The sequence below is a fragment of the Bacteroidota bacterium genome (genome assembly GCA_041658205.1).
Lineage (GTDB): Bacteria > Bacteroidota > Ignavibacteria > UBA10030 > UBA8401 > UBA8401.
This window is the reverse complement of record JBBAAO010000002.1, coordinates 482,307-504,618: the sequence shown is the minus strand read 5'-3', so window position 1 is coordinate 504,618 and position 22,312 is coordinate 482,307. Positions and strand designations below refer to the sequence as shown.

At 42.0% G+C, this 22,312-nt stretch carries 24 protein-coding genes; 8 read left to right on the top strand and 16 right to left on the bottom strand.

Annotated features, from left to right (window positions below; genetic code table 11):
- Positions 1–233 precede the first annotated feature (233 nt).
- From WDA22_14040 to WDA22_14030, 3 genes are all read right to left on the bottom strand, one after another.
- A complete protein-coding gene (locus tag WDA22_14040; GenBank protein ID MFA5834595.1) occupies positions 234–359 on the bottom strand; it encodes a hypothetical protein in 126 nt (41 codons plus the stop codon).
- 82 nt (positions 360–441) lie between these two features.
- Positions 442–819 (bottom strand): metallopeptidase family protein, encoded by a 378-nt coding sequence (locus WDA22_14035; protein MFA5834594.1) that lies wholly within the window; start codon positions 817–819, stop codon positions 442–444.
- Between the two features lie 226 nt (positions 820–1,045).
- Positions 1,046–1,984, bottom strand: a complete 939-nt coding sequence (locus tag WDA22_14030; protein MFA5834593.1) for a hypothetical protein — start codon at positions 1,982–1,984, stop codon at positions 1,046–1,048.
- A gap of 248 nt (positions 1,985–2,232) precedes the next feature.
- Between WDA22_14030 and WDA22_14025 the strand changes: the two genes are divergently transcribed.
- From WDA22_14025 to WDA22_14005, 5 genes are all read left to right on the top strand, one after another.
- Positions 2,233–3,261, top strand: a complete 1,029-nt coding sequence (locus WDA22_14025) for a fatty acid desaturase (GenBank protein ID MFA5834592.1) — start codon at positions 2,233–2,235, stop codon at positions 3,259–3,261.
- A gap of 192 nt (positions 3,262–3,453) precedes the next feature.
- On the top strand, positions 3,454–4,053 hold the full coding sequence (locus tag WDA22_14020) for a Crp/Fnr family transcriptional regulator (GenBank protein MFA5834591.1): 600 nt from the start codon (positions 3,454–3,456) through the stop codon (positions 4,051–4,053).
- 152 nt (positions 4,054–4,205) lie between these two features.
- Positions 4,206–4,646: a DoxX family protein gene (locus WDA22_14015; GenBank protein MFA5834590.1), complete on the top strand. Its 441-nt coding sequence runs from the start codon at positions 4,206–4,208 to the stop codon at positions 4,644–4,646.
- Positions 4,647–4,860: 214 nt separating this feature from the next.
- Positions 4,861–5,286 carry a hypothetical protein gene (locus WDA22_14010; protein MFA5834589.1) on the top strand — a complete coding sequence of 142 codons (426 nt, stop codon included), beginning with the start codon at positions 4,861–4,863 and terminating at the stop codon, positions 5,284–5,286.
- Between the two features lie 161 nt (positions 5,287–5,447).
- On the top strand, positions 5,448–5,768 hold the full coding sequence (locus WDA22_14005; protein MFA5834588.1) for a hypothetical protein: 321 nt from the start codon (positions 5,448–5,450) through the stop codon (positions 5,766–5,768).
- A gap of 53 nt (positions 5,769–5,821) precedes the next feature.
- On the opposite strand, the gene WDA22_14000 is transcribed toward WDA22_14005, so the two are convergent.
- The gene (locus WDA22_14000; protein ID MFA5834587.1) at positions 5,822–6,061 is read right to left on the bottom strand and encodes a hypothetical protein; all 240 of its coding nucleotides are present in this window, start codon (positions 6,059–6,061) and stop codon (positions 5,822–5,824) included.
- Positions 6,062–6,433: 372 nt separating this feature from the next.
- Between WDA22_14000 and WDA22_13995 the strand changes: the two genes are divergently transcribed.
- The gene (locus tag WDA22_13995; protein MFA5834586.1) at positions 6,434–7,201 is read left to right on the top strand and encodes a DUF4382 domain-containing protein; all 768 of its coding nucleotides are present in this window, start codon (positions 6,434–6,436) and stop codon (positions 7,199–7,201) included.
- A gap of 123 nt (positions 7,202–7,324) precedes the next feature.
- Here WDA22_13995 and WDA22_13990 read toward each other — a convergent pair whose 3' ends face one another.
- From WDA22_13990 to WDA22_13970, 5 genes are read right to left on the bottom strand one after another with little or no spacing between them, the layout of a single operon-like run.
- Positions 7,325–7,903: a hypothetical protein gene (locus tag WDA22_13990; protein ID MFA5834585.1), complete on the bottom strand. Its 579-nt coding sequence runs from the start codon at positions 7,901–7,903 to the stop codon at positions 7,325–7,327.
- A gap of 10 nt (positions 7,904–7,913) precedes the next feature.
- Positions 7,914–9,158: a glycerophosphodiester phosphodiesterase gene (locus WDA22_13985; protein MFA5834584.1), complete on the bottom strand. Its 1,245-nt coding sequence runs from the start codon at positions 9,156–9,158 to the stop codon at positions 7,914–7,916.
- A 6-nt stretch (positions 9,159–9,164) separates the two neighbouring features.
- On the bottom strand, positions 9,165–9,869 hold the full coding sequence (locus WDA22_13980) for a hypothetical protein (GenBank protein MFA5834583.1): 705 nt from the start codon (positions 9,867–9,869) through the stop codon (positions 9,165–9,167).
- A 9-nt stretch (positions 9,870–9,878) separates the two neighbouring features.
- Positions 9,879–10,787 (bottom strand): metallophosphoesterase, encoded by a 909-nt coding sequence (locus WDA22_13975; GenBank protein MFA5834582.1) that lies wholly within the window; start codon positions 10,785–10,787, stop codon positions 9,879–9,881.
- Positions 10,784–11,809 (bottom strand): NAD-dependent epimerase/dehydratase family protein, encoded by a 1,026-nt coding sequence (locus WDA22_13970; GenBank protein MFA5834581.1) that lies wholly within the window; start codon positions 11,807–11,809, stop codon positions 10,784–10,786. Before WDA22_13970 ends, WDA22_13975 begins: the two co-directional genes overlap by 4 nt.
- A 164-nt stretch (positions 11,810–11,973) precedes the next feature.
- Here WDA22_13970 and WDA22_13965 point away from each other — a divergent pair, with 164 nt between their 5' ends.
- The gene (locus tag WDA22_13965) at positions 11,974–14,883 is read left to right on the top strand and encodes a GH92 family glycosyl hydrolase (GenBank protein ID MFA5834580.1); all 2,910 of its coding nucleotides are present in this window, start codon (positions 11,974–11,976) and stop codon (positions 14,881–14,883) included.
- Positions 14,884–14,913: 30 nt separating this feature from the next.
- Entirely contained in the window at positions 14,914–16,512 is a 1,599-nt protein-coding gene (locus tag WDA22_13960) for an FAD-dependent oxidoreductase (GenBank protein ID MFA5834579.1), read from the top strand.
- Between the two features lie 67 nt (positions 16,513–16,579).
- On the opposite strand, the gene WDA22_13955 is transcribed toward WDA22_13960, so the two are convergent.
- The 7 genes from WDA22_13955 to WDA22_13925 all read right to left on the bottom strand — a co-directional run bounded on the left by WDA22_13955 (position 16,580) and on the right by WDA22_13925 (position 22,171).
- Complete coding sequence (locus WDA22_13955; protein ID MFA5834578.1) at positions 16,580–17,329, bottom strand: FKBP-type peptidyl-prolyl cis-trans isomerase; 750 nt, start codon at positions 17,327–17,329, stop codon at positions 16,580–16,582.
- Positions 17,330–17,553: 224 nt separating this feature from the next.
- Positions 17,554–18,213 (bottom strand): GDSL-type esterase/lipase family protein, encoded by a 660-nt coding sequence (locus tag WDA22_13950; protein ID MFA5834577.1) that lies wholly within the window; start codon positions 18,211–18,213, stop codon positions 17,554–17,556.
- A 16-nt stretch (positions 18,214–18,229) separates the two neighbouring features.
- The gene (locus tag WDA22_13945; protein ID MFA5834576.1) at positions 18,230–19,066 is read right to left on the bottom strand and encodes a dienelactone hydrolase family protein; all 837 of its coding nucleotides are present in this window, start codon (positions 19,064–19,066) and stop codon (positions 18,230–18,232) included.
- Between the two features lie 25 nt (positions 19,067–19,091).
- Positions 19,092–20,159, bottom strand: coding sequence for a UDP-N-acetylmuramate dehydrogenase (locus tag WDA22_13940; protein ID MFA5834575.1), 1,068 nt, complete (start codon positions 20,157–20,159; stop codon positions 19,092–19,094).
- Complete coding sequence (locus WDA22_13935) at positions 20,159–20,599, bottom strand: YciI family protein (protein MFA5834574.1); 441 nt, start codon at positions 20,597–20,599, stop codon at positions 20,159–20,161. The genes WDA22_13940 and WDA22_13935 overlap by 1 nt, the downstream gene beginning before the upstream one ends.
- Before the next feature lie 118 nt (positions 20,600–20,717).
- Positions 20,718–21,659: an L-threonylcarbamoyladenylate synthase gene (locus WDA22_13930; GenBank protein ID MFA5834573.1), complete on the bottom strand. Its 942-nt coding sequence runs from the start codon at positions 21,657–21,659 to the stop codon at positions 20,718–20,720.
- 5 nt (positions 21,660–21,664) lie between these two features.
- A complete protein-coding gene (locus WDA22_13925) occupies positions 21,665–22,171 on the bottom strand; it encodes an ORF6N domain-containing protein (GenBank protein ID MFA5834572.1) in 507 nt (168 codons plus the stop codon).
- Between the last annotated feature and the right edge of the window lie 141 nt (positions 22,172–22,312).

Below are 22,312 nucleotides of genomic sequence, written 5' to 3'. Positions count from 1 at the left end.
AACATCATTCCCCGCGCGGCTCTGTAACATTTCCGGTCGCTGTCGGGGAATCCTTACAATTGCACTGTAATATACGAAAAGTTTAGGTGGGGTGGAAAGGTAATGATAGAATTGAATTTTGATAGAATTGTTTTTAGACGCCATTTTTTAAAATGGGACTATTGCGATCCGGAACGGAGGGAAGGATCTGAGCACTTGTCTGCCTTCTTTTTGGCGGAAGCCTTGGATATTTTTTACTTAGCACGGCGAAGGCCCGTTGTTTGTAGTGCCGCATAATACAAAATGATAACGGTAAATCTGATACTATGTTCAATTCCCACAGCCCAATCCCCTTCGCTCAGTGTGGCATCAGGGTTCAAAATGACCGTTGTTTTAGTATTCTTGAGATGAGTTCTAGTGATGATAATAATCCATGAACTTCATATAAAACGCCTTAGTAGTTTACATAAATCGTCTCATCGCACTACGCACTTGCGCTTCATTCATCCCAAAATAATGTCCAAGCTCATGAAAGAGTACTTCTCGGATTCTCAGCTCAATCTCCTCTTCGTTCGGGCAGACAGACTCAATGTTTTTTTGATACAAAGAAATCTTGTCCGGTACCGTTGCGCTCATTCCGTACCATTGTCCTCGATGTGTCAGCGGAATGCCTTGATACAACCCCAACAATGAAGTGCGATCGGCCTTCACTTTGCCGAGCGCATCGTCGGAAGGGTAATCTTCGACCACAATCTGCACATTTTCCACACGGTCGCGAAAATCGGCGGGCAGACTGTCAAACGCCTCCTGTGCTATATGCTCAAATTGTTCCCGCGTCATTATATTCCTAGATGTTCTGCTCGTCCGCCTTCTGTTTGTTGGATGCACCAAAGAAATCTGCTTTTTTAAAACTTCAAACGCCACTACCAGATTGCCACGTCGTGCGCGAAACGCGCCACTTCTCGCAATGACACTTGGTTTTTTTTGTATTGTTATTAAACGTACGATCATAGCGATTAAAAGACAACAGACAAAATCTTAAATTGGGATTATTTTATGTGAAATATTATAACGCCCTCCCTAACCACCGCATAATGTTCAACGTAAGCTGACGGTTATCAATTCCCGGAAGCTGCATTCCGAATTTTTCATTCTTCAATCGCTGTGCGGTCAGCATTGCAGCTTCTCCAAGTACTACAACACGCCCTTTCCCAAATTCAAGTGCCATCCCCTGTGACTTTCCTGCCGCAGAAACCGGATCGGCAAATCGTGTATGTGTATCAGTATCCAAAAATCCTTTCGTCTCCCAGATCGAATCAGGAATAACATCCACAGCGTGAGCGGAGAGATTGAGAAATGAATTACCGGCGCCGCGTAACGATTGTCCGGTAAATGTGATGATGGTATTAATTCGTTCACTTGAATCTCGTCCCAGCGTAATTGGATGATTTGAAATAAGTCCATGAGCACGGGAAAAGATCAGCTGCGATTTTCCGTCAATCTGTGAAGCGGTAAAACTTGAAGAATCGAAATAGACCGAATCGTTCGTAAATCCTTTCGTCATCGCAATGCCAAAGTGTTTGCTGAGAATCTCTGAAGCTGAACCGATGGGATGATGATCGGCGATGAATAGAAGACTCCCGCCATTACGGACCCATGCTTCCACCGCTGAGCATTCTGCATCAGTAAAAGCAGGATCATATTTTTTCTCTTTCCCTTTTGGATTGACAATGACAAGAATATCATAACCATGCAGCGATTCCTGCGAAAATACTTTTTCGTTGGAATAGACGCTGAATCCGTCATTGACCAACAAATCAACAAACGGATGATATGTCCCATTCATTGTGTGAAGATTTTGATGTGCATGGTCAAACAGAATGCGGGGACTCTTGGATGTAAATGCGGGATTCGAAACAACAGCATTAAAGTCCGGATCTGGCTGCTGACGATCGCAACCTGCAGTGATCAAAATAAAAAGTATTGCGTATAGTGTTGAGCGCATACATACTCCTAATATAGTGTTGCTTCTTGGACTGGTGAAAGGGATTCAAGGTTTCAATAATTGTATATCATCGGTAGAATAATCGCCATTATGCTCTCTCACTACTCTATAACAAACAACTATACCGCACCACCGTTTGTGTCTTACTTTCCAATACCCTATCTTATTTGTAATGAATAGAGACGATCGCTCCTCTCAACAACTTTTTCGGCGCCTCACATTTTACCCATCAACAATAGGAACGCCGTATGGCCCAACAACAATCTTCCGATTCCCTTCCGGAATCATGGCGAATGATGATCGCCAAATATCAGCAATCCGATCTGCGAAAAAGTATTTGGCAGATTGTTAACTCGTATGCACCATTTTTTATTCTGCTTGTGGCAATGTATTTCGCCCTGGAATATTCATACTGGATCACTTTGGCGCTGGCAATCCCGGCTGCCGGATTTCAGGTGCGGATCTTCATTATCTTCCACGACTGCACACACGGATCATTCTTCAAATCTCAAAAAGCGAATGACATTGTCGGAATCATCAGCGGACTTCTCACGTTTACACCCTATCATGAATGGCGGCACAATCATTCCATTCATCATGCCACCGGCAGCGACCTGGACAATCGTGGCACCGGCGATATTTGGATGCTCACCGTAAAAGAATATCTCGCTCTCTCAACCTGGGGACGAATTAAATATCGACTGTATCGAAATCCTTTCGCCATGCTCTTGATTGGCCCACCGATCATGTTCATCATTGCACATCGCTTTACAACAGAACAATCCGGCCCGCGCGAAAAAAAGAGCGTGCATTGGACAAGCGTCACGTTGGCTGTTATCACGGCGGCGATGAGTTACCTGATTGGGTTTTTTCCGTTCGTCATGATTGTGCTGCCTGTTATTTGGCTTTCCGGTATGTTCGGTTTATGGCTCTTTTATGTGCAGCATCAGTTTGATGAGACGTATTGGGAACATCATCAAGAATGGGATTTTTTCGAATCTGCTTTAAAAGGAAGTTCATTTTATAAACTTCCGAAGGTGCTGCAATTCTTCAGCGGGAATATCGGTTTTCACCACATCCATCATCTAAGTCCTCGCATTCCGAATTATCGATTAGAAAAAGTGCAGAAGGAAGTTCCGGTGTTCAGTTCGGTGAAACCAGTCACGTTTTTTTCCAGTTTTCGTTTTCTTGTTCTTCGGCTGTGGGACGAAGAACAACGCAGGCTTGTCGGTTTCCGCGCTTTGAAACATGTGCGACGAACACGGAATATAGCGTAACATTCCACCACTCTTTATGAAATACAGAGCCGTCCATGTGACGGCTCTGTTATTTAGTTTAGTGATGCCACAACTTTGAGTCAATGCATCACTAATATTTTTTTCTGTGCATCTGTGTCTCTGTGGTAAAAGCTTTTTTTGCCGTCGTAGTATTTTAATCTTCCTCTCCGAATAGTATATTACAGTCAGTATATGAAAACACAGACAATACCATTCGATTCCATTCTCAAAAGCGTCACACATTATATTACACTCTCATCGGAAGAGAAGAAAATATTTTGCTCCCTCCTCCGCGTAAAAAAACTCCGAAAGCGACAGTATCTGCTCCAGGCAGGAGACGTTTCACGATTTGAACAGTTCGTGAGCAAAGGGGCTCTCCGAGCTTACTATCTAGATGAAAAGGGACACGAACGGATTGTACAATTTGCACTTGAAGGTTGGTGGATCGGTGACATGGCCAGCTTCTACAGCGGACAACCCGCAACGCTAACTATCGAAGCAATGGAAGATTCAGAATTGTTTCAGATCGACAGAAACGATTTTGATACGTTGTTGGAAAAAGTACCGAAGTTCGAACGGTTCTTTCGTATCTTGCTCACCAATGCGCATATTGCACACCAGCGCCGCGTCCTTTCCCATCTTACGGGAAGTGCGAAGGAACGGTATCTTGAACTCCGCTCAAAATATCCTGCGTTTGAACAGCGCATTCCTCTGCGCCATATCGCTTCATATCTTGGCGTCACTCCGGAATTCCTTAGCCGTATGAGAAAAAAATTGTCAAAAAAGAAATAATTTTTTTGGTATTACTCTTTAGTGATCATTTCCCTTATTGATCTACATCAAGGGAATTTCTTGACCTTCTTCATCACCATCGCCATGCTCTTCTCAGTATGTTTGTATCAGTTTTTGAAACAAACATCTACAACATATTAAAGGGAGTTATTATGCTTACAACACTTTTTTCCACAAACAATGATGTTATCGGATTAATTCTGCGAATGACCGTTGGCTTTATCATTTTTCCACACGGCGCACAAAAAATGCTCGGCTGGTTTGGCGGATATGGTTTTACGGGGACAATGGGATTCTTCACCGGTACCGCAAAACTGCCGTATATTATCGGCCTCTCGGTTATTCTGTTAGAGTTCGTTGGATCGTTGCTGCTGGTTGCAGGATTAGGAACACGACTCATCGCCCTTGGATTTATCGGATTGATGATCGGCATTATTTTTACATCACATCTGCAGAATGGATTTTTTATGAACTGGTTTAGCAACCAGTCCGGCGAAGGATTTGAATACCATTTGCTGATTATCGGCCTTGCATTCGCATTATTGATCGGCGGAGCGGGAAAATATTCTGTCGATCAATTGATCGTTCAATAAAATAGTAATAATACCATGCCATGACTTTGAGTCATGGCATGGTATTATTACTTATTTCTTCTCTGTGCGCTCCGTTACCCCCGTGGTATTTTTTTTCCCTACGTGACATTTTTTTACATTTCCTGACCCAACAAACACATCTTTAGCAAATTCTTCCGCGTAAAGTGTGCTACACTAACATTACAACAATAAACGAACCAAACAGGAGGATGTTATGAAAACGAGAGCAGCAATATTGATCGCAATTGCAATAATAACTATACAATCAGCAATGGCAGAAAAACCCACCAAAAAATTCCCCACAGAAGAAAAAAAGATCACTTATGCAATTAAGAATTTACACTCCGGTTTGCATACAAATAATCCAGGTGTTATTGAGTCCGCAATGAGAGTGACTGCGCAAATAAAAATGCGTTTTCCCGCTGTTGAAGTTTCAGAATTGGTGGATGCCATCAACGATGTATGGTTAAAAAACCCTTCGGGCTCGACACGATACAAAGCATACATTGCACTCTCGGTAATAAAAAATCCGGAATGGTATGTGAGTGAATCTGAAATTACTACTGCAACCGATGAAACATTTTTCAAAACCGCGTCTGTGCGCATGCAGGAAGAGTTGCTGACAACAAACACGCAATAATAGTCTTCACCCCATCCTCCCACAACAAACCCGAAGTTTGTATGATTCGGGTTTCGTTTTTTTATTTCCATGGTTAAGAGAATATAATCTGCCGTTGGTAGGATATAGACCTAATTTTAACGATATTGTATTATAAGCAGTACGCATCTTAGGAGAGAAATATGGCACAAATTGCATTTCGGGGAGAGTCCGGAAAGAAGTATTCATTCGCCATCCATCCGATGACGACATTATTCAAGCAGACGGCAGCAGTATATGTTATTACGCACCGGGCAACGGATGAGATGAATAAGGTTTCGCATAAACACATCTTTGTCGGCGAGACTGACAATCTTGGTAAACAGTTCGACGGATTAAAGGATCAGTTCTTCAACCGATATAACGCGAACTGTGTTTGTGTTCATCTTGAAGATGATAAAAAGACACGATTAAAGATCGAATCCGATCTCGTGGGTAATTACAACCCTCCGGGCAACAGCTAAATCGATAGTGCTATCCTGTAACAGCCTGTTACAGGATAATCATCCCTCTATTATTACAACTCCGAGTGAAGGATATTCTGTTCTGCGTTCTTATCCAATCCTTTTATATGCACTTCGCCGGCTGGATATTGTTTCTTTATTTGGTGATAAACCAAAACGAGAGAGAATTGATCTCCGCGGTTAATATTATATTCTTTCCCTTTCAGTTCTTTTCCGTTCACAAAGGTCTTGGCGTTATATTTCCCATCGGGGTTTTTACTGCAGCGTAATTCTATCGTCTGTTGGTCTTTCATAATGTGTACCTTCTTCTGTTCAATTTCTGTTCATTGATTCCATCTCCTGTAAGATACAACAAATTGATGAAAATAAATTCGATTCTGGTGAATTGATTATTTCTGTTTGCGGAACTACCAGCCAAGCCATTTTGGAATTATCCGTCATGTTTACACAACCTTTGTGTATTCGTAGTATCCAGAAACAATACTCATAAAAAAATCCGTCGTTTTGCATTTGTTTAACATAAAAATAAATGTGCAAAATTTGCACAGTGGTATGCACGAAATTGATATACTGCGTCACTGCATTCCAATCCCAAAAAGTGTTACTTGTATGTGAAGAGTCCGGAATAGCCGGAACTATTTACAAACAACGGAAAGGGTTCACACATGAAGAATATTTTAGTTCTTGCGTTACTTGCATTCTTGGCATTTGGAGGATGTGCGTCCGATGAAAATCCATCGACGACGGGTGGAAAAGGAACGATGCAAGTCTCAATGGTCGATGCACCAGCAACCACATATGATTCAATTATTGTTGTCGTCACGGAAGTTTCAGTGCACAGTAATGCTTCATCGGAAAGCTGGATCACGTTGAGCAGCGGAACAAAAACATACAACCTTCTTGCCTTGGTGAACGGTGTTGAAGCAGTGATGGGGCAGACGCAGCTTTCTGCCGGCACATATTCACAACTGCGATTGACGTTGGGTGATTCCTGCTGGGTATACGCATCGGGTGTAAAGATCGCCTTGAAAGTTCCGAGTGCAGAGATCAAACTCAACTTAAATGTGGAGATTGTTGCAAATGTTACCTATAAGCTTGTTCTCGATTTTGATGCAACAAAATCGCTTGTCACCACTCCGACTGGATTAGTAATGAAACCGGTTATTAAAGTGTTGACAACATCTTCTACCGGATATATTCAGGGAAGCGTCAACATTAAATCGTCCGTCTCGGCGTACGGAAATGGAGACACACTATCCACACTTACGGGAGCAAATAACTCGTTTAAGATCATGTATGCAAAACCTGGAACATACAGTCTCACTATCGTTTCTGCCGATGCAATGTACAATGATTCGACATTAACAAATATTTCTGTTGTTTCTGGTCAAGTGACTAATGTCGGGACGATTAATTTACGTACAAAACTATAATATTTCACTTTTCCAATAATGCAAAACGCCAGCCGAATGGCTGGCGTTTCTATTTTAAAAACATCTGAGCTACTTTCACTTCAGCGGAGCATGGATTAAAGAATCTTCAATTGATTCCGATTGTTATTTTCCGTACAAAAAATATAAAAACCGTACTTGCAAAGAAAGGATTGAAATCCGCTGTTCAACGATATTGTTCCATTTCAATTCTGTCCCGATGAAAAGATCTGAGATTAATGGACGGGTAAATCCAAATGATAGCATATATCCCATATTCCATTCTGAGCTCTCCATTGTTTTCCCCATAACAGTTGCTTTCGCCGTCATTCGATAATATCCTATTCCCGTATGCATTTGAATCCCCAACCGCTGAATTGTGAAAATTGCCAAAACGGGAATTGCTGAGAGGGATGCAGAAACATCTACTGATCCGAATTCTGATGCGAGACTATTCATTGCCATTGTTGATATAGGAATATATCCGGTTTCAACACCAACACCCAGAAGATTGCTCGAGCCCCATTTTAAACGAAACGCGCCTGTAATTCCATCGCGCGTAGAGTTTCCCAGAATGATTTTTGGTGGCGTGAGTTTATAGGAATATCCCCCTCCAATTTCTCCAACTAATCGAAATGTCGTTCGGTCGACACTCTGATCCTGTGCAGAAGCAAGCATCGAAGCGAACAATAACAAAAGAAACAAATATGTTCTATTATTGGAATACATAATATTCAAAAGCTATCAAAGCGGGGTAGTTTGTGAGGATTCCATCAATATTCCCTTGTGTCAGAAAAGGAAGAATGAATTCTCGTTGATCGAGAGTCCAGACAAATATTTTACGATTTTCGGAATGCATCGCTTGCGCATTGCTTCCCAACGGACCAAGTGTCCAGCGCGGCGCCCACACCTTTGCGTTAACCGCACGGACATCTTCCATCGATAATTCACATAATGCATCAGCGGAGGATACCATGTTTTCTTTTTTATACCTGTCCACCAGTTCATCGTTGGACAGTCCGATATAAATATCCAATTTTCGCCCGGCAGCAAATGCCTTTTTTTGATACTCCTGCTGCAGTGCAGCTGCGGATGCGATTGCCTCCGGTGATTTTATATCCAGCCAGACATAGGTCAATGTTGTTTTGTTGACAACCACTTCGAGTGCTTCTTTCAGCGTTGGGACAAGTTCTTTATTCTTTAAGGTACACAGTGTTCGAATAGCAGCAAATGTATAATTCGAAACCGGTCCGACACAATAATCCCCGTTTACTAAGCGAGGACTGAAATTCTCGTCATGAAAAAGAATTGGGATCCCGTCTTTTGTCAATCGCACATCGATCTCGATTCCATTTGCACCAAAGCTTTCAGCGAGTTGTATCATTCCAAGACTATTCTCTGATTCCGGCAATCGATCTGAATTCCTTCCTCCTCCACGATGAGCAAGAATAACAAACGTCGTATCCTTCAGCGGACTGTTGTATTGCAAGGTAATATTGATCGTGGGTTCGGCAGACCCATTTCCAATTTTTCCTTGGAAAAAAAATGACGGTGTCGGCAGGATTCCTTGCAACAATGGCTTTCCATTGTTTTCGGCAGGGATTTCAAATTGAGCTAAACCTGTTTCACCCCCCTGCGTGTATCGCCAATATCCCTCAAAAATAAGTGTGGAGTCTATTCTTCCGCATTGAAAGACAAACAGTCCGGCATTTTTTCCCGTAAAGATCGACAATGTTTTTCCGGTACGTTTTACAACCACTTTTTTTCCGAATTGATCTGAACCGTCTATAACATCGTATACCCCATTCAATAATTGCAGCTGCTGTGGTTTTATGGGCTGGGCACTGATCAGTTTTCCTCCTCCCACAAATACCGGAACGTTTACTACCGTGTCATGTGAACACGATAATGTTACAAGAGAAAATAACACCAAAAGGAATATGAAAAATAGTTGATTCATTACACGTTAAAAGACAAAAGAAATTTGAACATCGGGATACAACAGCCACCGATCCTGCACAGCAAAAGCCAACCACACCTGATAGTTTGGCCGTGCATAATGTGCCCGCAGTGCAAAAGACATAAATGTTGATTTCCAAATATCCTGTTCAAGTATTGCCGAGGTAACAACGCCTGCAATTTCCGGTTTTACTTTACCTACGGATGCTGAACCGAAATACGTATGCTGTGAAAATAATATTAACATTTCCGATTTCATTGTTATTTTATAATCGTCGATATCAATACCGACACTGATTCCTGGTCGATTCAACAATCCCATTGCTTGTGTATCGAAACCATCTAAATCTGCAAAACCAAACCAGTACGTAAATTCATCGGAAAGAGCCAGGGATACATCGCCCAGAGGATAAGACCACATAGCGCCAGCAGAAACACTATTGATAATATAGACCGTGGAGAATTGGGTTATAAGAGAAAAATTGTACGGCAGTCCGTACCGTACTGAAGTATTCACCATCGGTATCTGGCGAATTTCTTCTTCCACAACCGAACGCGGAAATATTGTGAGTGAGGCACCGATGGAATAACAGAGCGTGTATTGTTGAAACGGATAGGGAAAACTGATATACGGACCTGCGTTACGTTCAGTGCTACATAATTGTGAAATACAGAAAGAGAGCAGAAGTGCAACTATGAGAACGAATCTCATCATGATACGCTACTGCTTAAATTTAACAGAGATCGAATCAACAGTATCAAATCCAGAAAAATCATTTCGTAGTTTTCTGACGGAAAAGAGGAGCGAATGTGGTTGTATGCTACATTCAATGTAGTGAAAAAAACGCATTGTTGATTGCTGGCTGAACAGATCGGGAAATCGTTGTCTTTTACCAGTCAATAAGGGATGCAGCAGGCCGCCACCCCCGCCGATAACGAACAGTTCCTTCCCCATTTTTTGAAAATGTTCATACGCATGTGCATGCCCGGACATAAACACCGATGTTTTGTTATACATAAAAAACGGTACGAGAAATTTTTGCTGAACATCCTGCGAAGGATAAACAATCGTACTATTAGTATATGGAGAATGATGACAAAGAACGATGACGGAAGTAATGGTGCTGTCATATTCAAATCGAGCGAGCTGTTCGTGGTACCATTGTAGTTGCTGATTATGTTCATCGTCCGATAATTTTGGGAAATTCGAATTTAATACAATCACACCAACAGATTTGATCACCACCGAATACCATGTGGTGGGAATTTTTGGAAATCGTTTTTTAAATTGTTCGAGAGCCTGTTCTTGAAACAGATAGTAATCGTGGTTGCCAATCACGGGATACACGGGCACATGGAGGTCTTTATGGAATTCATCAAACAATTTCCAATTCGAATCGGTCATTCCTATTGATGTAACATCACCGAGATGAAAAATTCCGACGGCGGTCGATTCACATTGAATCGCACGAAATATTGTTTTGGTGGCTTTTTCATTCTCATGTTCTGTTAATCGAAGTGTTTCAATCCACATCGGCTGCTGGGTATCGGAAAGAAATATGATGGAGGGATGTTGTTGAGCGAATGCTGAAATTGTGAAAAACAAAAAAATGGAAAGCCTTTTTTTCATTTTTTTTCATACCTCTGTTTAACGGCGGGAATAAGATACTCATCAAACGAACGAATGAAATCATACTCCGCCTTCCACCCCCATTCTTTTTGCGCAAGTGAATCATCAACATCCGCCGGCCAGCTATCAACAATCTTCTGCCGAAGCGTGTCGGGTTTAAAACTCACTTGAGCATGGGGAAACGCTTTTTTAATGACTTCGTAAAAATCTTTCGCGGAAACTGAAAATGCTCCGATATTATAGACAACTTGTGTTAGATTTTTCGCGGGAGCTGCCTCCAACTGTAACAATGCATTGATCGCATCAGGCATCACCATAAATGGTAGTGTAGCACTTTCGGGAACGAAGCAGTTATACACTTTTCCCTGCGCGGCAAAATGCATCATCTCGGGACCATAATCGCTGGTTCCCCCGGTCGGGAGTGTGACGGCGCTGATCAGTCCCGGAAATCGTATCCCGCGAAAATCGACATGGGCAGTGGTCGGCTGAGGATCTATCTGACGATAATACCAATTATAGTAGCGCCCGAGATCTTCACAATATTTTTTATTGATGCCGTACATTGTCCGTGCATCGAGCCATTCGGATTCTTTTACTTTTCCCGCTTTCATTTTCGTCGGAACATCCGGTAGACCGTATGCAGCGATCGAGCTCGGAAAAAGAAATTTCACATTCTCCCCTGTCGCACGCGCCTGCCGGGCTGCAAGTTCTAACAATCCCAATGTTCCATCCACATTCACTCTATGGCCAAGCACCGGCTCACGTTCTGCTTTTGTGGAGAGAATCGCCGCAAGATGATAGATTGTACCAAAATCATAGAATGCTGCAAGACGATCGAGCAGCGACGAATCCATGATATCGCCGACAATCACTTCGTGACATTTTTCCTGAAGCGTTTTGCTCAATGGATGGACATCGATAGCAACAATTCGCACATCGGGATTTTTTTCTGTCAGTCGTGCTACAAGCCCGTGACCGATTTCACCGTTAGCTCCGGTAATGAGTACCGCTTTTGTGGACATACATTTCCTTTCACATTTTAATGCGGGAAATATAATGAAATTTTGCTGAGGGACGGAAGAAGATTTCCATTAATTCTTGATTGTATTTAACACCGAAGAAGATATTTTCATGCGATTACTGAAACTATTTCCTATTTTGTGCAGAATATTCATGGGGGATTCTCATGCAATTGCTTGTCGCCTTTTTCCTTTCTTCAGTATTTCTATTCGCACAAACACGCTCTGCTGATCTTGTTAATCCATTTGTGGGAACGGATGGACATGGACATACATTTCCCGGGGCGACAACTCCCTTCGGAATGGTGCAGCTCAGTCCGGACACACGTGTTGAAGGATGGGATGCGTGCAGTGGTTATCATTATTCCGATTCCACAATCCTTGGATTTACTCATACACATCTCAGCGGTACAGGAGTACCTGATTACGGAGATATTTTGTTCATGCCGATGTCGAAGCAACCAAGTCTTCAGCCGCATCAATATCGTTCTTCATTTTCGCACCAAAACGAAAACGCTTCGGCAGGATACTATCGAGTTCTTCTTCAAGACGATTCCATCAATGTGGAATTGACAGCAACAACTCGAGTTGGTATTCATCGATACAGATTTCCAAAGAGAGATTCTGCGTACGTGATTATTGATCTTCATCATGGTTTAGGACCGGATGTTGTTATTGATTCATGGATGCAAAAGAATGGAAGAACGGAAATTACCGGCTTTCGACGATCAAAAGGATGGGCTCAAGATCAACATCTTTACTTCGTCGCACAATTTTCTCTGCCAATCCAAAACATTTCAATGACCAATAACGATTCGATCGCTTGGAATAGCACAACAACAAAAGGAAACAACGTAAAAGGTGCATTGTTGTTTAACACCAAGAAAAACAAGGAACTCATCATTAAAGTTGCTCTCTCCTCAGTCAGTGTAGAAGGAGCACGAAAAAATCTTTTGGTGGAAGCAAAAGGGTGGAATTTTGAAACGATCTTGACAAAAACAAAAAAACAATGGAATGATGAGTTAAACAAAATTAGCATTCGCGGTGGTACAGTTTCACAGCAACGAACATTTTACACAGCACTGTATCATTGCAAGATTGCACCCAATACATTTTCCGATGTTGACGGGAAATATCGGGGGATGAATGGCGTTATTCAAACTGCAAAGGATAGAACTCATTATTCAGTTTTTTCACTTTGGGATACGTTTCGAGCGTTACATCCACTTCTTTCGACCATTAACTCGAAACGGGTAACCGATTTTATAAACACTTTTTTAGCGCAGTATGATGAGAGCGGATTGCTTCCGGTATGGGAACTCTGTTCAAACGAAACGTACTGCATGATTGGATATCATTCTGTTTCGGTGATTGCCGATGCGGTCGCAAAGAATATTTCCGGTTTTGACAAAAACAAAGCATTGAAGGCAATGGTAAACAGTGCAGAGAAAGATCATTTCGGTTTAAATTCGTACCGCACAAACGGTTATGTCCTAGGTGAAAAAGAATCGGAATCGGTCTCCAAAACGTTGGAATATGCTTATGATGATTGGTGTATTGCTTATACCGCAGAGTTGTTAGGGAAGCATGATATCGCTCAACAATATTTTGTCCGCTCGCAAAACTATCGAAACGTCTTCGACCCGCGAGTCGGATTTATGCGAGGAAAAAAGAATGGAATATGGAATGAACCTTTTACTCCCGCATCCGTATCGCTCGATTTTACAGAGGCAAATTCATGGCAGTATAGTTTCTTCATTCCTCACGATATCAACGGAATGATTGAATTGTACGGCGGTCAGACAGAGTTCATCAATAAATTAGATGAACTCTTCTCAACATCAAGTAAACTTGAGGGACGACAACAATCAGACATTACCGGATTGATCGGACAATACGCACATGGAAACGAACCAAGTCACCATATGGCGTATTTGTTCACCTATGCTGGTGCACCCGCAAAAACTCAAGAACGCGTTCATCAAATTCTTGACGAGATGTATCATGACAAGCCGGGCGGACTTTCCGGAAATGAGGATTGCGGGCAAATGTCTGCATGGTATGTGATGAGCGCAATGGGATTATATCAGGTAACTCCCGGAAATCCTGAATATGTACTGACATCCTCACTATTTGATTCTGTCAGTATAAAACTCGAGAACGGAAAACAATTTCTTATCTCCACCAAAAGATCATCGCCAAACGATCTTTACGTTCAATCCATTCAGAAAAACGGAAAAGAACTTGACGAATTATTCATTTCCCATAACGATATAATAAATGGTTCTATTCTTAATGTTGTTGTCGGCCCAAATCCTTCTCAACGATTTAATAAACAAAAGAATGTTCCAACTATTAGAGAATTACCATTTACTACCGTTCCCTATTTTTCATCGAAAGGATTGTCGTTTCGAGAATCAACTACTGTAGAAATATTTCCTGGAGAAAAAGAAGCGTCGATATTTTATACTCTCAATGGTTCGATTCCCTCAACTGCATCCATTCCTTATCATGCACCGATCGCTATTAAGGACAACACAATCATTCAGGCTGTTGCAGTGCGAAATAATATTAGCAGTGCACCTGTGAAGGCGGTATTTGTAAAAACAAAATCAGTCGGTACAATTTCGTTAGCAACCCATTACAGCGATCAATATACTGCAGGGGGTAACGATGCGCTGATTGACGGACTACTCGGTGTCGAAGATTTTCGAGTCGGTCACTGGCAAGGATATGAACAATCCGATCTTGATGCTACCATTGATTTGGGAAGTGTAAAAAAAATCGACGAGATCAATGCGCGATTTTTACAGGACAACAATGCGTGGATCTTTTTTCCCACGCATATCGACTATGAGATTTCATCCGACGGAATCACATTTGAGAATGTCTTTTCCGGAACAACCGGGGTCCCTCCTCAACAGAACGGCGCAATCATCCAATCAGTTGAGCAACGCGTGAACAAACAGGTTCGTTATATTCGTGTGCGTGCAAAAAATATCGGCACCTGTCCCGTATGGCATAAAGGGAATGGAGGAAAAGCGTGGTTATTTATTGACGAGATTGAGATTCGATAAACTGACTTTACATTCACTTGGGAATATTTTATGAAAACTCGAATCGTTATCCTTGGCGGTGGCTTCGCCGGTGTTTATACTGCAATGGAGCTGGAACGAATAAACAGTTCGGCGAATGAAATTGAAGTTATCCTGGTTAATAAAGAAAACTATTTCGTTTTTCAACCGATGTTGCCGGAAATCATTTCAGGAAGCATTGGCATCCTTGATACGGTAAGTCCTCTGCGGCGACTATTGCCCAAAACGACGATCTACGTCCGCGATGTAGAAATGGTCGATATTGCGAACAAGACTGTGACATTGAGCCACGGATTTCGACCGCGGCCGCTCGTGATCAGTTTCGATCATCTCGTTATTGCCGTGGGAAATGTGACCGATTTCCGGGGATTGACCGGACTGAAGGAGCATGCACTTCCGTTCAAGAACCTTGCCGACGCGATCCATTTGAGAAATCACGTTATTCACCTGTTAGAGGAAGCTGCAATTGAAGAAGATCAGGACTTGGAACGGCAGCTGCTCACATTTGTGATAGCGGGCGGCGGATTTTCCGGTGTGGAAGTGGCGGCAGAGTTAAATGATTTTGTGCGAAAAGCTGCGCGACATTATCACGGTGTCGATGAAATGAATATCAGAGTAATCCTGCTTCATTCAGGCAAACGGATACTCGACAAAGAAATGAGTGAAGGACTTTCTCTGTATGCACAAAAAATCCTGCAGCAGCGTGGCGTGGAGATCAAATTTAATTCTCGATTGCAATCTGCATCACCGGACAGCGCAATCCTGAACAGTGGTGAGCGTATCCCAACCAAAACTCTTGTATCAACCGTTCCCTCATCTCCGAATCCCATTGTGGACTTGATCGATCTTCCCAAAGAAAAGGGAAAGATCAAAGTGACAACAGCACTTCAAGTGGAAGGAACAACAAACATTTGGGCTATTGGAGATTGTGCACTCATACCAACCGTCGACAGATCTGGTTCGTGTCCCCCAACCGCACAGTATGCATCTCGCGAAGGAACATTGACTGCTCAGAATATTATTGCTTCGATCCGAGGGGAAGTTCTGAAACCTTTCACATTCCGAGGCCTCGGAAAAATGGGAGCGCTCGGTCACCGCAATGCCGTTGCAGAAATTTTTGCAGGAATTAAACTTTCAGGATTCCTTGCATGGTTCCTTTGGCGGACGGTCTATTTGTTCAAACTTCCTGGACTAGAACGCAAGATCAAAGTTGGAATAGCCTGGGCGCTGGATCTGCTTATTCCCACCGAATTTGTGCAACTGAAACTGGGAACAACACGTGGAGTATCTCAATCACATTTTGAACCGGGAGAAACGGTCTTCCGGCAAGGAGATGTAGGCGATACGCTCTATATTCTATTAAACGGCGAAGCAGAGGTGATCCGGGAAGAAATCAGATTGGAACAGCGATTGGCTCTCTTAAGTGCTGGGGAATTTTTCGGGGAGATGGCGCTGCTAAACGAACATACGAGAGGAGCAACGATCCGCTGCACTAAAGCAATGGATGTGCTCTGCCTGAACAAGAACGATTTCCGCTCGCTCGTTGCTAATCTTCCCGATCTTCGAAAAAGTTTTGAGAGCGTGATGTCGTCCCGCAACATTAAAAAATGAATTAAAAGAAATAAAAAGCCTCGACAGTTGTGCCGAGGTTTTTATTGTTGAACGCAATTCTCATTATTTATTTTACTGCAATCAACTCAACTTCAAAAATGAGCATGGATCCCGGAGGAATCAACTGGCCTACTGGACGTTCTCCGTACGCTAAATTGTTTGGGATATAAAATTCAAACTTTGCTCCCTCTTTCATCAATTGCAAACCTTCCGTCCATCCTTTAATCACTTGATTTAATTGAAATGTTGTCGGCTCGCCTCGTGCATACGATTCATCAAACACAACACCGTCAGTCAATCGACCACGATAGTGGACTGTAACGGTACTTGTTTCCGCAGGCGCTTTTCCGGTTCCTTCACGCAAGATCTTGTATTGTAAACCGCTGGCGGTTGTTTTTACGCTGTCCTTTTTTGCATTTACAGCAAGAAATTCTTCCCCCTCTTTTTTATACTTGCCGGCTAATGCATGCAATTTTTGCTCATCGCTCGACTGAGGATTCATCTTTTGGAAAATCTCGACACACTGTTGAATTTCTTCCGGTGAAAGCTGGTTTTCTTTTCCATCCAGTGCTTCTTGAATCCCAACGACAAATGCGGAAACTCGCAACGGAAAATTATTTGTTTTCACATTGCTCGTCACTTTCAATCCAAGATCGTAACCGCTCAAATAACTCATCTTATCCTCATTGGTCTTAAGGACTGATGATTTTGATTTTGGTTTTGCTTTTGTTTTTGTTTGATTGGTTTTAGACTGCTGCGCAAATACATTCAACGTGAACAAGCACAGCACGATAACACAAACAGATAATTGCTTCATTACAACTACTCCTAAAATATAAGATTAAAAATTTCCGTAACTACTCAGCAGGATTACAAAAAAAACCTGCCACCAAATCACAAAAACACGAAAGTGCACAAAAAGAATTTAAACCATTGCCTCAAAAAGGTTGGTGGGATTTGGTGTTTTCGTGTTTTAATGGCAAAAACTCATAAACGCGAGTAGTTATAATTTCCGAAGAAATATAAGCAAACTTGAAAGAATTACAAACCATGCTTTTTAAGAATGGGAAAAATCAGCTCTCTCCAACGATCGTACGCAGCAGGTGTTAAATGGACTCCATCAGAAGTATATTCATCCCGCAGAATTCCCTTTTCCGAAAGAACTGCGTTGATATCAACAAACTGTATCGTATTCTTCTGGGCAAATTCTTGAAGCATCAGATTCAACTTTGTTACTTCAGAATTTTTCTCTTCGGACCGCTTCCATTTTGGATTGACATGCAGCGTCGATTGTATAATCGGAATAATCGAATGTATTCGGAGGGTATCGATAATCTTAACGTAATTTTGAAACACAACATCCAAAGGAGCATCGGCATAAATATCGTTGATCCCTGCCATGATAAAGCAGAGTTTCGGCTTTAATTGATAGACATATTGCATCCTGTGCAGCATTCCGATGGTATTATCTCCACCAATCCCTCTGTTGGCTATGCGTTCTCGTCCAAGCAGATCAGTCCAATTTCCGCCAAAAGTGATGGAATTTCCGAGAAAAACAATATCGGTAGAAGTAATTTTAGACATAGCAAACATTGCGGTAAGATTCTTATACACCGAACTTTTCAAATAGAGCGAATCATATGGTGTTTGTGCAATGCAGAAACTACAACATAAAGCGATTGAAAGAAGAGCTTTCTTCATGTCAAACATTCACTCTCTACTTAAACTTCGATCGTAAGAATTCTGAAGTCAGCGTATGCGCATCAGCTGATTTTTCCTTGTCGTATTTCGGGTTACTTGGATTTGCAAATGCGTGAACAGCATCATAATTTTTTACTGTGAGTTTCTTTTTCGCTTCTTTCATGCTCTTTTGAAATTGTGAAACAACTGCGGGATTGATATAACCATCCTGTGTAGCAAAAATACCAAGCACGTCACAATTCAACGTCTTCAATTTCTTTACATCTTTTTCCGGCATGCCGTAATAGATCACACAACCAACAGCTTGTTTTTCCAGCAGTAATGCAGATTGCATGGACCAGCCACCGCCGAAACACCAGCCGAGCGTTGCAATCTTTGCCTCTTTCCCTACGTATTCATTTACTGCTTTGATGATTGTGCGGGCGCGTTCTTCATTTACTTCACCGACATATTTTTTGGCCGAATCGGGTACTGCCGCAATCTTACCATCATACAAATCTACAGCGATCACATTTACATTTCTGAGTTCAATCAGCCATCGTTCTGCTTCCTGTTTGATGTAATCATTCAATCCCCACCATTCATGAAAAACGAGAAGATAGTTATCGGTCATTTCCGATGATCTCACTTCATAAATGTTGGCATCCACACTATCCGACGTTTTAATTTTTTTCATTTCGCCACTTGCTGGTTTGAAGTTGAATGGCTCGGGAGCTTCATGCAATGCAACAAAAGCCAAATCTTTGCCAAATGCTGCAAACTCTGCCGTCGCTGTAGGACCGCAGCACGATTTTTTTTCATCGGCAGCAGTTATCACGATGAATACGCTTACCAATACGAACATCTTCTTCATGTTTTCTCCAAATTGATATGACTATTTATGAAACAACATTTGCTTCTAATTCTAGACAAATTCCAAAGACGGATTGTACACCGTTGCGAATCTCTTCTGCAATATCCAATAGCGCTTTTGTCGTTCCATGATAATTCACCAGCGCCAGAGTATGGTTCTCCGAAATACCAACTCCGTTTTTCTTGTATCCTTTTTTGAATCCCGATTTTTCTATGAGCCACGCCGCGGGGATTTTTTTCTTGTTTTCAAAAGGAAATGTAGGAACACTCGATCCATCTCCAATTTTTTTCCATGTTTCGATGATCTTCAAAAGAATACCCTCTTCAACGATTGGATTTAAAAAAAATGAGCCGACAGAACGGGTATTTGAGTCTGTAGGATCAATCACCATCGATTTTTTTTTCCGAAGTGAAAGAACAACGTTTCGTACTGCTTCCAGAGATTCTTTCCCGTCGGAAAGAGCGGGAAGGTTCACGGATGATTCTATAATCTTTTTTACTTCAGGGTAATGAATTGTGGGACGTCCATTCTTTTTCAGACGAAATGTCACTTCGGTGACAATATATTTCCCTACATCCTGCGTCTTGAATCTGCTTGTGCGATATGAAAAACCGCAATCTGCATTTCTAAACTCTCTTTCCTTTAATGATGCTCTCTCTATCACTTTCACCAATACAATTGTATCCTTCACTTCCTGTCCATACGCACCGACATTTTGTATGGGTGTTGCGCCGATACTTCCAGGAATTCCGGATAGGCATTCAACTCCAGCATATCCTTTTTCGACAGACGATCGAACAAATGATTCCCAATTTTCACCTGCCTTTGCACTTGCTAGAATATGGTCGCCGTCATTGACATATGAAATTCCTCTAAGATCGTTTTTTAGTATAAGTCCGTTGAACCCTTCGTCAGAAAAAATTGTGTTACTTCCTCCACCAAGAATATGGACGCGAATCCCTTTCGAAGCAGCATACTGCAGCGCTTCCTTTACATCGTGATCAGACGCGCACGAGAGAAAATATTTTGCTGTACCACCGAGATGTATTGTTGTATAATCCTTAAGCGGGATATGTTCAAGCAGAGTGACCATTACCGTAATTTAATTCCTTTTTCTGCCCACCACGGATATATTTCAAAAATCAATCTTCCGGCTTTAATTGCAGGGTCGGTTGAACAATGCATCATCACTTCATCGTATGTGTCGCAATTAAAAATAAAAATTCCGCGCAAATCACCATCGTGACCCATCGGTCCCGCCATATCAATCTTTCCTTCTTTATAGAGACGTTCAATGTTTGCCAGATGTCCTTTCTGCAACTCCGCCGATGTTGTAGAATCCTGATTCCTAATTGGGCCTCTTTTTAACAGTACGAGAAAATATTGCTTCATCTCGCCGTCTTTTACTTCTTTCTTCGCTTTGTCTTTTACCAGCAGAAGCGGACCGAAAGCTTTTGCTTCTTCTCTCAAATTTTTCTCTTGTGCCGGCAAAACTGCAGCGAGTATTAGTAAAAAGAAAATCACTGTTTTCATAATTTGACACCTTTCATGTTGAATAGAACACGGATTGAACGGATCTAACGGATTGACGCGGGTAAATAAGTATCAGCAATCTGTGCAAATCCGTTTCATCCGCGTCATCTGTGTTCCATTATTGAACAGCAGCTTTTCGAATTCGATCCATCAATGCTAATCCAATTCCATCTTCACTTACTTGTTCACAATAAATCGTCTCAATCTTTTTTGCATCACAGAGCCGGAAGAAGTGAAACAATGACCGGGCATATTCTTCTCCATTCCGACAAATCTTTTTCAATCCAAAATTGTTTCGTCCGCCGGATCGCATTCCAATATACGCAGAACTTTTCATTGGAACAGTTTCATCGGGACCGCTAACAATAAACACGTATGCTAATGGAGAATAGTGGCGGTACTTCACTCCCGGACTCTTAGGAACATTCGTCTGTTGCTTTTGCAGACGTGTTGACGGAATAATCGTGCGCAATTGTTCCAGCGTTACACCGCCAGCGCGCAGTATCACCGGTGAACTCCCGGTGCAGTCCAACACGGTTGACTCGACACCAATGCGCGACGGATCCCCTTTCAAGATGCAAGGAATCCTTCCGTTCAGATCGTGTTTCACTGCCTGCCACGTGGTGGGACTCGGCGAGCCCGAAAGATTCGCAGAAGGTGCGGCTACAGGAACTCCGCATTCTTTCAAAAATTTTTGCGCCACAGCATGTTTTGGAATTCTCACACCCACAGTCGCGAGTCCTGCAGTGGCAAGTGATGATATCTTTTTATTTTTTGGTAACACAAGGGTTAACGGTCCGGGGAAAAATGCTTGAATGAGTTTTTCTGCATACCGTGGGATAGAAGAAACCACAGATGGAATTTGATCCAGCGAACCAACATGCACAATCAGCGGATTATCGGATGGTCTTCCTTTGGCAATAAATATTTTTTTGACAGCATCGGATTCAAATGCATTTGCGCCGAGTCCATAGACTGTTTCCGTCGGGAAGGCGACAACATTGTTGCGAGCAATGAACTCAGAGGCGGACTTGTATGATGATGTGATAAGCGTGTGCATAACGGCTAGAATCCCACTTTATATTTTTTCTTTTTGGGTTCGGCCATCAATTGACGAATTGCGTTAAAAATAATTTTTATGTGTTTATCATGAGATTCATATTTTCGCTCTAAATCTTCTAGCTTTTTTATGAGATCTTTATGTGTTGATAATATTCCCCTTACTTTCACAAATGCACGCATGATTGCAATGTTTACGTCAATTGCTCGCTCACTTCGCAATACTGATGATAACATTGCAACACCCTGTTCTGTGAAAACAAATGGCAATCTGCGATAACCACCACGGTGTTTTGATATCGCAAATTGCGATATCAAATGATTGTTTTCTTCAATTGATAATTGAAACATGAAATCATTTGGAAACCGTTTGATGTTCCTTTTCACCGCTTCATTCAGCCTCATCGTTGGAACACCATACAATTTTGCAAGATCTCGGTCTAACATTACTTTTTGACCTCGAATAAGAAGAATTCTCTGTTCAATTACTTCAGCTGGAATAAGTTGTGACATGAAAGCAAGGAGATGTGTTTAAGATTGATTATGCTCGAATATAACAAATTTTGTAAAAAATAATGCCTATATATCCGAACCGTTTCACATTTTACGGCATCATACCCACAGCACCACATTCTCTTATTTGACAGATTGGAC